Source organism: Sporosarcina sp. FSL K6-3457, assembly GCF_038007285.1.
Lineage (GTDB): Bacteria > Bacillota > Bacilli > Bacillales_A > Planococcaceae > Sporosarcina.
In genome coordinates this window covers 159,314-171,322 of the sequence record NZ_JBBOWX010000001.1, presented here as the reverse complement: position 1 = coordinate 171,322, position 12,009 = coordinate 159,314, and the positions used below count along the sequence as shown (strand labels likewise).

Here is a 12,009-nt window from a genome sequence, read left to right as displayed (position 1 = left end):
GTAGCTATAAATCCCAAAGCCGGAACAATAACGTAGAAAAACCACACTAATCCCATATTTCCCATTTCATTCACCACTCATTAGTTTATTTTTGTAAATCGTCTATTACTTTCCCATAGGAAAGTGTATAACCACCAACGATATAGACAGCACCAACCACTTCAACATCCCCCAATGACGCTAGTGGATCATCCACAGATTCTTCCCAATTGAGCGTCGCCTTACCAGTGACTCTTTTTTTTGTGACAGCATCGTAAAATTCGTTTTTCAGAATTGTGTTGATTTGTGTTCCATCGTGCTCGACATGTGGCATTCTTTTCACTTGAAGCCTTGGGAATAAATTTGGCTGTTCAAATTCAGTTCCATCTCCTTCAAAGTTAACGTCAATTATTTTTTTCCCTTTTCGACTTACACTACCTGAAACTTTATTTCCATCTACATTGAACTCGATTTCACCAAGTTTTTTCGGGTATCCCCAGATTTCCCTTCCTGCGCATAGCGCATCATCTGTATCCACGTATTCAAATGACATACAAGCACCATTGATATCTTTGTACGAGCAGGGAATGATAAGCCCGCCTTCATTGTAATTATCCAAACCATCAATTTCATTATTTCTTAAAAGAAATACTTCAAATACATCATCCGTCACCGTAAATTCTTTTGGCAACAGCTTTTGCATTTTTTCTTTATCTCCACGGCAATACAAACTTACCTTTTCATAGTCCGTATAGCGGTATGGAAGTTTCGGATACAATGGTGCATATTCAGGTAAGATTGAGTATTCGTATTTTGTCATAATTGTTCTCTCCTTTTGTGTTTGACTAATATAATGCAAGAAGCGTGCCAATTAATAAAACACTGAAAATGGCGCATTTTCAGTGTTTTATTAATTAATTACTCTTTTTAGTATTAAGTTTTAGGTAGTTACTCATATTTGAGTAGTTTTAATCTATGAATATGCGATTCCAACCCATATTTCTTTATCTTATTACTTAACGTTTGCTGCGGGATATCTAAATTCCTTGCCGATTGAGAAATGTTTCCTCCGGCTTGCTGTAAGGCTTCAATAATTAGTACCTTTTCTATCTTCTGAATTTCTTCCTTAAAACTTTTCCTCCGTGCTTCTCCAATTGCGACTTGACTTCCATCGTCTGGAGCTGAGACTCGAAGATAATCAGTGAATTGTATATCTGTTTTCTCGATAGAATCTGATTGAACGATATTCATTAACCTTTCAATCGTATTCTTTAGCTCTCTAATGTTCCCCGGCCAAGAATAGTTCACCAAATACTCAACAGCATCGTTTGATACCGTTTGTATGTTTTTCTTAAATACTTCATTAAAGTGATCTATGAAATGGTGAATGAGGATCGGAATATCTTTTTTCCTACGTCTTAACGGCGGTAGTTCTACGTATAACACATTTAATCGATAATATAAATCTTCTCGAATTTCTTGGTTAGCAAGAAGCTCTCTCGGATGAACATTGGTAGCCGAAATAATCCGGACGTTCACGGGGATTTCGATTGTTCCACCTACTCTTCTTACTTTTTGATCTTGAATAACACGAAGTAGCTTTGCTTGCATATTTTTTGACAATGAATTTATTTCATCTAAAAATAAAATTCCTCCATTAGCAATTTCAAATAAGCCTTCCTTATCCATCGCTCCCGTAAATGCACCTTTAACTGTACCGAAAAGATAAGACTCTAACAGATTATCAGGAATAGCAGCACAATTTTGAGTGATTAAAGGGATATTAGCAGAACTTGCACGATGGATATTTTGTACAATGACCTCTTTGCCCGTACCGGTCTCTCCATAAATTAAAAGGGGAGACGGAGAATTTGCGAGCAAATTAATTTGATCTTTAATTTTTAATATCGATTCATGTTCTCCAATAAAGTCATTGAACTCTTCCCTATGGTTATTCACTTTATCTTTATGCACGATTTGTTTCACCTGTAAATCCACTAATTGTTCTTTCAAGTTTTGCAGTGCAGAAAAGTCCCGAAATATTTCATATGCACCAACAACTTCTCCTTCCTTCATTATTGGAAATGTTGATGTCATAGTTGTTTTTTTTTCACCCCTATATGTCACAAATGTTTGCTGATTGTTAAGATTTTCTTTCCCGGTCTCCAAAACCTTCACAAAGGTACTTTGGTTAGTTACCAAATTGGGGAAGACGTCATAAATGCTTTTACCAATAATCGATTCATAATTCAATCCAATGGAGTTAACAGCTTTATTTGCAAACATGATAGTTAAATCTGTATCTATAACCATTACGCCCTCACTGATAGAATTAATAATCATGCGCTCCCAGTCCATAGTAGTCCTCTTCCCCTTCAACATTATTATTTCAGTTAACTTAACTTTGCCAAAGTATAATCAATACTTCAACTCCCAGGCTCCATAAAACCATTTCACTCTTCATGAATTGTTAACTTCCCGGTAATAGTTTGTTCATATTTGCCTCTTAGAATAAAGGTAATCAGATTAAACGGGAGGAATTCATTATGGATAACGAATTAAATACAATAGAAGAAACAACTCCGGTGCAAGAAGTTGTAAAGGCACCAAAGAAAAAAAGTGGTTCAGGTAAACGATTTTTATCAACAATCGGAGCGGGTGTCATAGGGTCCATGCTTACATTAGGAGTCGTCACCAATACCGACATTTTACAGCCAAGTGCTCAAGGGACAATCCCGGTGACTACACCGAATACGCCTTATAATGTGCAACAAACATCTGTCAAAAACCCAACGTCACTTGCAGATATGGTAGAGCAAGCATCCAGTGCCATTGTCGGCATCGTCAATTACAAGAATTCAGGCAATCGCTTCGCACAAAGCACAGAAGCGGTGAATAGCGGCACAGGCTCGGGTGTCATTTACAAAATCGAGGGCGACAAAGCGTATATCGTTACCAACAACCACGTTATTGATGGAGCTGAAAAGCTTGAAATCTCACTAGAAAGTGGAGAAAAAACAACAGCCGAACTAGTCGGTAAAGACGCGCTAAGCGATTTGGCGGTCCTCACCATTGATGCAAAGTATGCCAAATCAGTACTTGAATTTGGTAACTCAGATCAGCTACGTGCAGGCGATGCAGTTGTCGCCATCGGCAATCCGCTCGGACTTGATTTCTCCGGCACCGTGACACAGGGGATTGTCAGTGCTGTCAATCGGGCCATTAACGTCAATACATCAGCCGGCGAATGGGAAATGAACGTCATTCAAACAGATGCAGCCATTAACCCCGGAAATAGTGGTGGCGCACTACTCAATTCAGCCGGACAAGTCATCGGTATTAACAGCTTGAAGATTTCTGAAAGTGGCGTTGAAGGGCTCGGCTTCGCCATCCCGAGTAACGAGGTCATTCCACTAATTGAAGAAATGACCTCACATGGACAAGTTGAGCGTCCATACATCGGCATCGGTCTTGCAAATCTCGCACAAGTGCCACCAATGTACTTGCAAAAACTTCCTCAAACAGTTGAAGGCGGCGTAATGGTGGCCAGTGTCGATCCATTATCCGCAGCTGGCAAAGCTGGACTTGCAGTGGAAGACGTCATCACCGCCATTAACGGCACTGATATCACTAGTCCAACGGAACTACGCAAGTTTCTATATTCCCAGCTCAAAGTTGGTGATACCGCTACATTTACGGTTTACCGCGGTGCGGAATTAAAAACAATCGAAGTCACACTGACGAGTAATAAAACAACAATTGAATAATCACTTAGCAAAGACCTTTGCCACCGAAGCAAAGGTCTTTCTAGTTGCATATTTCTAATTCCCGATTTACCTTGAAGATACCTACTACAAAATGAGAGGAGATAAAGTCATTGAAAATCTTAGTAATTGAAGACAATGAAAGCGTCTCTTCGATGATTGAACTGTTTTTTTCAAAGGAAGGCATCGAAGGGGAATTCGTCAAAGACGGTCTTGAAGGTTATCGCCGCGCAAGTGAAGCCCATTGGGACTGCTTAATTGTTGATTGGATGCTACCAGGAATGGATGGCGTGTCCATTTGCCGGAAACTAAGGCAAGAAAAATATGCAGGTCCGATTATTATGCTAACCGCGAAAGACAGTGAATCAGACCAAGTACTTGGGCTTGAAATGGGTGCCGATGATTATGTCACGAAACCATTTAGTCCACTCGCTCTGATGGCACGCATTAAAGCCGTGACACGCAGGTATTCACCACAACAAGTGGGCGAGCAACAAGAGGGCGTCATTCAAACCACTCATTTCAACATCAATCACCACACACGTGAAGTACTATTAGACGGTAAGCCCGTCCTTAATTTAACACCAAAAGAATTCGATTTGTTGTCCCATTTCGCCCAGCACCCGAAACAAGTCTTTTCACGCGAGCAATTATTAGACAATGTCTGGGGCTATGATTTCTACGGCGATGACCGTACCGTCGACGTTCATATTAAGCGCCTTCGGACGAAAATCGCGACAGAAGAGCAACCCTTTTTCCACACCGTGTGGGGCGTCGGTTATCGGTTTGATGAAACACTCGGTGACACTAAGTGAAAGTCAAATACTTATACCAGCAACTCGCAAGCCATGTCAGCGTTATCGTCATCGCCTTTTTAATACTAAGTGTGCTGTTCTCTCATTATGTGGAGCAATTTGTCTATGACAATAAAACTGAAGAACTCGCGACGTATGGACAAACTATTTTACGCGACCTTAATCGCAACCCTCGCAATTCGACGAGTACGCTACAAGCCTATGAACATGTGCTAAATGGTCGTGATATTCAATACATTTTATTCGATGAACAATCAGCTATCATTTATTCTACCGAGTTAAAAGCGCCGGTCATTGGATTATTGAGTGAGGAAGAATGGCAGGAGATTAAAAACGGTAAAACCGTCACAGTTAAACAGGATTTCAAGCGTTTTGACGAAGCCGTCACCTTCGTCCTACTTCCCTATGTCCAAAACAACCAGTTTATCGGTGGCATTCTACTGACATCACCGATTAAAGGCTCAAAGGAAGTCATTGCGCAGATGAATACCTATTTGCTATTCACAATGGTACTCGCGCTAGCCGTCGCATTATTACTCAGTTGGATCTTATCAAATTTCCACGGTAAACGCATCAAACGACTGAGAGAAGCTACGTCACTTGTTGCACAAGGTGATTACTCCGTGCGTATTCCATCCGCCAATGTCGACGAAATCGGTGAACTTGCTGAAGACTTCAACAAAATGGTCGAAAAGTTGAATGTATCAATGGAGGAAATCGAAAGCCTGGAAAACCGACGACGCCAGTTCATGGCAGACGTTTCCCACGAACTACGAACACCACTAACAACCATTCGCGGTATTATCGAAGGCATGAGAAACGACATGATTTCGGAAACAGAAAAAGAAAAAGGCTTTCAGCTTGCTAGCAGCGAAACAATGCGACTCATTCGGCTGGTCAATGAAAACCTAGATTATGAAAAAATTCGTTCTAACCAAATTACATTACTCAAACAAGATATCCAACTCATTGAACTGCTGGAAATTATTCAGGACCAGCTTGAGGGTGTCGCGGCTGAAAAGCAAAATACAATTATTGTCGATGTAGCTCCTACCTTGATTGTCCATGCTGATTATGATCGGCTCACCCAGATTTTGATTAACATTACGAAAAACAGTATTCAATTTACCGAAAATGGATCCATCTTTTTGCGTGGCTATATGCAGAACGATATGACCGTGATTGAAATTGAAGATACAGGTATTGGCATTGACCCAGATGATGTTGAAAAAATTTGGGGACGCTTTTATAAGGCGATTGTGTCACGGACTACGAATCCATATGGAGAATTCGGACTTGGTCTATCCATCGTCAAACAGCTTGTCACAATGCATAATGGAACGATTGAAGTGTCTAGTAAACAAGGGAAAGGTACGACATTCACGATTTTATTACCGAACTAACCTCCTCCGTAATAATTTGTTCATATTTACGATGTACCATGAAGGTAATCAATGATTTTGGAGGAGAATACATGTCTAAAAAATGGCTATACCCGCTAGTAATTGCTGTCATCCTTGTGATAGCAACGGGGTGTTCACAAGAGAATGAAGAAATCGTCGCAACTGTTGGTGGTGAAAAAATCACCAAAGAAGAATTGTATGACACGCTTGTCAAAGCTTCTGGACAACAAGCGCTCGATATAATGATTGAAGATAAAGTGATTGCCATGGAATTGAAAAAGGAGAAAGTGACCATTCCTGATGAAGAAGTAGATGCGGAGTTTGCAACCCATGTTGAAAGTAACGGAGGGGAAGAAGCCTTTGCTGCCGCGTTAGAGCAAGCCGGTATTACCGAAAAGGAATACAAGGACAGTATCATTGAATATTTGTCCATCCGAAAAGTGGTTGAACCTCGCATCGAAATAACAGACGAGGAAACTAAAGCCTATTTCGATGAAAACAAAGAAACACTGAGCACAGTGGAGCAAGTTGAAGCCAGTCATATCTTAGTTGAAGATGAAGCAACAGCAAAAGAAGTTGCGCAAAAACTAGCTGATGGTGAAGATTTTGTAGCACTAGCAAAAGAGTATTCAATAGATGCCGCAAATGCTGAAAATGGCGGAGAGTTAGGCTACTTTGGTCGCGACGAGATGGCTACTGAATTTGAAGAAGCTGCATTTTCACTAGCAATTGATGCAATTAGTGAACCTGTAAAAACAGAACATGGCTACCATATCATTCACGTCACCGATAAAGAGGCAGCAAAAGAGGCTGTTTACGAGGATAGTAAAGAGGATATTAAAAAGCTGTTAATCGAACAACAAATGCAGACAGAGTATACTGATTGGTTGGATGAAGTGAAAGAGCAATATGATATTGAGAATTCGTTGTTAGGGAAGTAAATGATGAGTAGAACGGAAAAGCTTATGGGCTTTTCCGTTTTTCGTCCTTCATTCAATACAAATCAATATAGCAACAGTGTAAAGTTATTGGCGTTTACCGACCGTTTATTGGCGTCCATTGACCACTTATTGGCGTTCGGAATCGATTTATTGGCACTTACCAGCAACTTATTGGCGAATCAGGACTTTACTCTCACAAAAAACAGGGTACCAACGCATACAAACATGCGGCGTACCCTGTTAATTTATTTATTTATAAGCCATTGTCGCACGAACAGCTTTTTGCCAGCCGCCATAAATTTCTTCACGTGTTTCTTGCTCCATTTCTGGTTGGAACTGGCTATCGAGATGCCAATGTGCTGCGATTTCAGAACGATCCTTCCAAAATCCAACAGCTAAACCTGCCAAGTAAGCTGCACCTAATGCCGTTGTTTCACTAATGACCGGGCGCTCAACTGGTACGTTCAATAGATCACTTTGGAACTGCATCAAGAAATTATTTGCTACAGCGCCGCCATCCACACGTAACTTTTTCAATGTAATCCCCGAATCTGCCTCCATTGCATCCAGTACGTCTTTCGTCTGATAAGCCAATGATTCCAACGTAGCCCGTACAAAATGCTCTTTCGACGTACCTCGCGTTAATCCAAAAACAGCTCCTCTTACATCACTATCCCAATAAGGTGCACCTAGTCCAACAAATGCCGGTACTACGTAAACGCCTTCTGTTGAATCTACACGATCTGCATAGCGTTCACTTTCTGCCGAATCTCTGAACATCCGCAGCCCATCCCGAAGCCACTGAATCGCTGAACCGGCAACAAAGATACTACCCTCAAGTGCATATTCCACTTTGCCGTCAATTCCCCATGCAAGTGTCGTTAATAAGCCATGCTCCGACTTAACGGCCTTTTCACCCGTATTCATCAGCATAAAGCAACCTGTTCCATATGTGTTTTTCACCATACCACTCTCGAAACATGCCTGACCAAATAGCGCCGCCTGCTGATCACCTGCAATTCCCGCAAGTGGCGCCGCATGACCAAAGAATAGATCCTCATCTGTATGACCATAGATTTCAGATGAAGGGCGGACTTCAGGAAGCATAGATGCCGGTACGCCCAACATATCCAGCAATTCCTGATCCCATTGCAAGTCGTAAATATTGTACATTAGCGTTCTTGAAGCATTGGAATAATCCGTCACATGCGTTTTACCGCCGGACAATTTCCAGACCAACCATGTATCAATCGTTCCAAATAATAGATCGCCTCGCTCCGCCCTCTCTCTTGCACCTTCCACATTGTCCAAAATCCATTTAACTTTGGTGCCTGAAAAATAAGCGTCAATGAGCAATCCTGTCTTATCGCGAACCATGTCAGAGTGACCCTGCGCTTTTAATTCTTCACAAATATCAGCCGTTTGTCGCGATTGCCAAACAATCGCATTGTAAACCGGATCGCCTGTATGTTTATCCCAGACAACAGCTGTTTCACGTTGGTTCGTAATTCCAATTCCAGCAATTTGATCGGCATCGATATTTTTTTCAGATAGCACACCTGCAATAACAGCTAAAACCGAACTCCAAATTTCATCTGCCCGATGCTCAACCCATCCTGATTGTGGGAAATACTGCGTAAATTCCTGTTGGGAAGTATGAAAAATTTCACCTTTTTTATCAAATAAAATAGCTCGCGTGCTCGTCGTTCCTTGATCAAGTGCCAATATATATTTTTCAGTCATATTGTTCTCCCCCTATATAAGTTTTAGTGTTATGCACCTTTAGCAACTCTTTGTTTCACAACTACTTCAGTTTCTTTTTTAAGCGTAAACTGTGCTCCTAACAGAACAGCCAACACAACAGCTCCAACTACCCAAAACGCAACACTATTAACACCTGTGAAAAATTGTTGATAAAACAGTGCTCCGAACGTACCTCCCAGAATCGGGCCTACGATCGGGACCCATGCGTAACTCCAATCAGACGAGCCTTTGCCCGCAATTGGCAAGAAGAAATGAGCAATTCTTGGCCCTAAATCACGTGCCGGATTAATGGCATAACCAGTTGTTCCACCCAGTGACATACCAATAGCTACAATAAGCGCACCCACAATTAACGGGTTCAATCCTTCCGTAAACTCATTCGCTCCAATCATCAAAAGGCCTAATAGCAAGACAAACGTCCCAATCATTTCACTTGTCAAATTCGATAGTGGATGACGAATCGCAGGTGATGTCGCAAATACTGCTAATTTCGCACCTTGGTCCTCTGTCTTTTTCCAGTGAGGTAGGTATTGGAAGTAAATAATGACTGCCCCCAGGATAGCTCCAATCATTTGTGCCAGGACATAACTTGGCACATCAGCCCATGGAAATTCTCCAATCGAAGCCAGTCCAATTGTAACCGCTGGATTCAAGTGGGCACCACTAAAGTTTCCAACTGCGTAAACGCCCATCGTCACAGCAAGTCCCCATCCAAGCGTAATGACAATCCAGCCAGCACCTTCTGCCTTTGAATCTTTCATCAACACACCACCGACTACCCCTGCCCCAAAGATGATTAAAATCATTGTACCAATCAATTCCCCCAAAAATGGTGTCATTTCGTCTTCCTCCTTTGTTTTTGTAAGCGGTTACGCATGGTAGCATAAAAAAAGTCCACATTTAATCATCCGCTATGTGCAGAATGAATAAATGTGGACCTCAATGCTCAACCACTTTTTATTAACCTAGCCACAGTATAGTAAACATTCAAACTATTGTCAACACTTTTTTGGAAATAAATTAATAATTAGGATTGGCTATCGTTCGCAAACGCTGCCCACAGCTGCTGATTAGACGTCGTTACAGCCTTTGCTCCCGCATCTAATGCCGCATGAACATGCTCTTCTGATCGAATAAGTCCCCCACTAATAATTGAAATCCCCGTTCTTTCATGCACTTCACTAATAATTTGAGGAATGACCCCTGGCAAAATTTCAATGTAATCCGGTCTCGTCCGTTCAATGAGCGAATAACTCTTTTCCAAAGCAATTGTATCCAATAAAAACATCCGTTGAATCGCAATAATCCCTTTGGCCTTCGCTTTCATAATCATATTCGACCGGGTAGAAATAATACCCGCTGGCCGAATATCATTGCAAAGAAACTCTGCTGCATAGTCATCCGTTTTCAATCCTTGGATTAAATCCGCATGAATAATAATTTTTTTACCATAGCGATCTGATTCGTTTTTAATCGTTTTGAGATTACTAATATGCACTTCCAATAAGACAATATATTCATAAGGGCTACCCAACAATGATTCGAGCTGCTTCAAATTACGCAAAGCCGGTAAAATTTTTTGTTCACGAAAAGGCATAACATCTCCACTCTCCTTTTGAACAATTATAACTTGACTGCAGTTGTTGCACACAGGATTTCCTGCTGTAACTCCTCCGCATAACGCGTCTGCTGCTCCTCTGTCCAGTCAAAAATCGTTGCCATTTCAGTCATCACTTGATCTTTCCACTCCATAACGGTAGTGATATCAAATAATAAAGCCCCCGTCCTCCTAATAAAGAAATCAGTTGGTTTAACCGCCATCTCATGGTGAATCGCATACATTAATTGGGCATATAAAACAGCAGGTAACACTGTATCATTATCTGCCAAGTAGCCAAATACCGTTTCCACATTCGATCCATACATTTTCGCCAATTTGAGGCCTTGTTGTTCATCCAACCCTAAACGCTGCGCTTGCTTATTTTTAGCATACAAAAATTGTTGTAGCTTGGAAGAACCGCCCACATCTCCACCCGAAATCGGGAAACTTTTCGTCACACATGGACCAAATTGCTTGTTGCCTGTTGCAGCCAATTTCTCAACAACCATTCCTACAACCGTTTCCGCCATTTTACGATAACCCGTTAATTTTCCACCCGCAATGGTAATTAAGCCCGAATCTGATTGCCAAATCTCATCTTTCCGCGAAATTTCAGAAGGGTTTTTACCGTCTTCGTGAATAAGCGGACGAATTCCTGCCCAGCCGGACTCAATATCCTTTTCAGCGATTTGTAAATCCGGGAACATATAGTGAATCGACCCCATGATGTACGCACGATCCTCTGTCGTAATCTTAATCGTGGCGCGACTCGCATCATAAAATGTATCCGTCGTCCCTACATACGTTTTGCCATCCCGGGGAATCGCAAACACCATGCGTTTGTCAGGCGTATCGAAATAGACTGCCTGCTGCAACGGAAAAACAGATTGGTCAAATACCAAGTGAACCCCTTTGGATAAAATCAGGTGCTTCTCGCTCTTCGAACCGTCAATTTCCCGTACATCATCTACCCATGGTCCCGTCGCATTGACAACTTTTTTCGCCTGAACAGACACCATCTTGTCTGTCAGCATATCTTGAATTTCTGCACCTACTACTTGCTTACTGTCATTGTAAATAAACTGCGCCGCCTTAGCATAGTTCGTAACGACCGCACCATTTTCCACTGCCGCCTTGATTACTTCCATCGTCAAACGCGCGTCATCTGTGCGGTATTCCACGTAGACCCCACCACCAAGCAAGCCATCCTTTTTGACAATCGGGACTTTACGAACCGTTTCTTCTAGTGACAGCATCGTTCTTCTTTCTTGTTTCTTCACACCTGCTAAAAAGTCATAGACGCGCAGTCCAAATGATGTCGACAACTTACCAAATGTACCGCCTTTATGAAACGGTAACAGCATCCATTCAGGCGTCGTCACATGAGGACCATTTTCGTAAACAATTGCACGCTCTTTTCCGAGCTCTGCCACTTCTTTAATTTCAAACTGCTTTAAATAACGTAATCCCCCGTGCACCAATTTAGTGGAGCGACTTGACGTGCCCGATGCAAAGTCCTGCATCTCCACAAGCGCCACCTTCAAACCGCGTGTTGCCGCGTCTAAAGCGATACCTGCACCCGTAATTCCCCCTCCAATAACGAGTAAATCGAATGGCTCACCTGCCATTTTGTCAAACGTAGACTGTCTCTCCAAAGCTGAAAATGTACTCATAATAATCTTCTCCCTTTGCTATTTTATTTAACTTGATTCAGCAGAAGATAGGAACTTCTGCTGAATCAAG

General features: G+C 41.8%; 10 protein-coding genes. 4 read left to right on the top strand and 6 right to left on the bottom strand.

Going from position 1 to position 12,009, the window contains the following annotated elements; all coding sequences use genetic code 11:
• Positions 1–85: 85 nt before the first annotated feature.
• Positions 86–799: an acetoacetate decarboxylase family protein gene (locus tag N1I80_RS00805; protein ID WP_340736093.1), complete on the bottom strand. Its 714-nt coding sequence runs from the start codon at positions 797–799 to the stop codon at positions 86–88.
• 128 nt (positions 800–927) lie between these two features.
• Positions 928–2,322, bottom strand: a complete 1,395-nt coding sequence (locus N1I80_RS00800) for a sigma-54 interaction domain-containing protein (protein WP_340736092.1) — start codon at positions 2,320–2,322, stop codon at positions 928–930.
• 203 nt (positions 2,323–2,525) lie between these two features.
• On the opposite strand from N1I80_RS00800, the gene N1I80_RS00795 reads away from it, so the two are divergent.
• The 4 genes from N1I80_RS00795 (at position 2,526) to N1I80_RS00780 (ending at position 6,902) form a co-directional block, all read left to right on the top strand.
• Entirely contained in the window at positions 2,526–3,746 is a 1,221-nt protein-coding gene (locus N1I80_RS00795) for a S1C family serine protease (RefSeq protein ID WP_340736091.1), read from the top strand.
• Positions 3,747–3,856: 110 nt separating this feature from the next.
• Positions 3,857–4,558 carry a response regulator transcription factor gene (locus N1I80_RS00790; protein WP_340736090.1) on the top strand — a complete coding sequence of 234 codons (702 nt, stop codon included), beginning with the start codon at positions 3,857–3,859 and terminating at the stop codon, positions 4,556–4,558.
• Complete coding sequence (locus N1I80_RS00785) at positions 4,555–5,961, top strand: HAMP domain-containing sensor histidine kinase (RefSeq protein ID WP_340736089.1); 1,407 nt, start codon at positions 4,555–4,557, stop codon at positions 5,959–5,961. Before N1I80_RS00790 ends, N1I80_RS00785 begins: the two co-directional genes overlap by 4 nt.
• Before the next feature lie 71 nt (positions 5,962–6,032).
• A complete protein-coding gene (locus N1I80_RS00780; protein ID WP_340736088.1) occupies positions 6,033–6,902 on the top strand; it encodes a peptidylprolyl isomerase in 870 nt (289 codons plus the stop codon).
• Positions 6,903–7,151: 249 nt separating this feature from the next.
• Here the strand turns inward: N1I80_RS00780 and glpK are convergent, their stop codons facing one another.
• The 4 genes from glpK to N1I80_RS00760 form a co-directional block, all read right to left on the bottom strand.
• A complete protein-coding gene (gene glpK / locus N1I80_RS00775) occupies positions 7,152–8,645 on the bottom strand; it encodes a glycerol kinase GlpK (protein WP_340736087.1) in 1,494 nt (497 codons plus the stop codon).
• A gap of 29 nt (positions 8,646–8,674) precedes the next feature.
• The gene (locus N1I80_RS00770; RefSeq protein WP_340736086.1) at positions 8,675–9,505 is read right to left on the bottom strand and encodes an MIP/aquaporin family protein; all 831 of its coding nucleotides are present in this window, start codon (positions 9,503–9,505) and stop codon (positions 8,675–8,677) included.
• A gap of 188 nt (positions 9,506–9,693) precedes the next feature.
• The gene (locus tag N1I80_RS00765) at positions 9,694–10,263 is read right to left on the bottom strand and encodes a glycerol-3-phosphate responsive antiterminator (protein WP_340736085.1); all 570 of its coding nucleotides are present in this window, start codon (positions 10,261–10,263) and stop codon (positions 9,694–9,696) included.
• 26 nt (positions 10,264–10,289) lie between these two features.
• The gene (locus N1I80_RS00760) at positions 10,290–11,939 is read right to left on the bottom strand and encodes a glycerol-3-phosphate dehydrogenase/oxidase (RefSeq protein WP_340736084.1); all 1,650 of its coding nucleotides are present in this window, start codon (positions 11,937–11,939) and stop codon (positions 10,290–10,292) included.
• Positions 11,940–12,009: the final 70 nt, after the last annotated feature.

Coding starts and splice junctions, on each gene's coding strand:
- N1I80_RS00795 (WP_340736091.1), top strand. CDS start 2,526: ATGGATAACGAATTAAATACAATAGAAGAAACAACTCCGGTGCAAGAA.
- N1I80_RS00780 (WP_340736088.1), top strand. CDS start 6,033: ATGTCTAAAAAATGGCTATACCCGCTAGTAATTGCTGTCATCCTTGTG.
- N1I80_RS00800 (WP_340736092.1), bottom strand. CDS start 2,322: ATGATTATTAATTCTATCAGTGAGGGCGTAATGGTTATAGATACAGAT.
- glpK (WP_340736087.1), bottom strand. CDS start 8,645: ATGACTGAAAAATATATATTGGCACTTGATCAAGGAACGACGAGCACG.
- N1I80_RS00760 (WP_340736084.1), bottom strand. CDS start 11,939: ATGAGTACATTTTCAGCTTTGGAGAGACAGTCTACGTTTGACAAAATG.
- N1I80_RS00765 (WP_340736085.1), bottom strand. CDS start 10,263: ATGCCTTTTCGTGAACAAAAAATTTTACCGGCTTTGCGTAATTTGAAG.
- N1I80_RS00805 (WP_340736093.1), bottom strand. CDS start 799: ATGACAAAATACGAATACTCAATCTTACCTGAATATGCACCATTGTAT.
- N1I80_RS00770 (WP_340736086.1), bottom strand. CDS start 9,505: ATGACACCATTTTTGGGGGAATTGATTGGTACAATGATTTTAATCATC.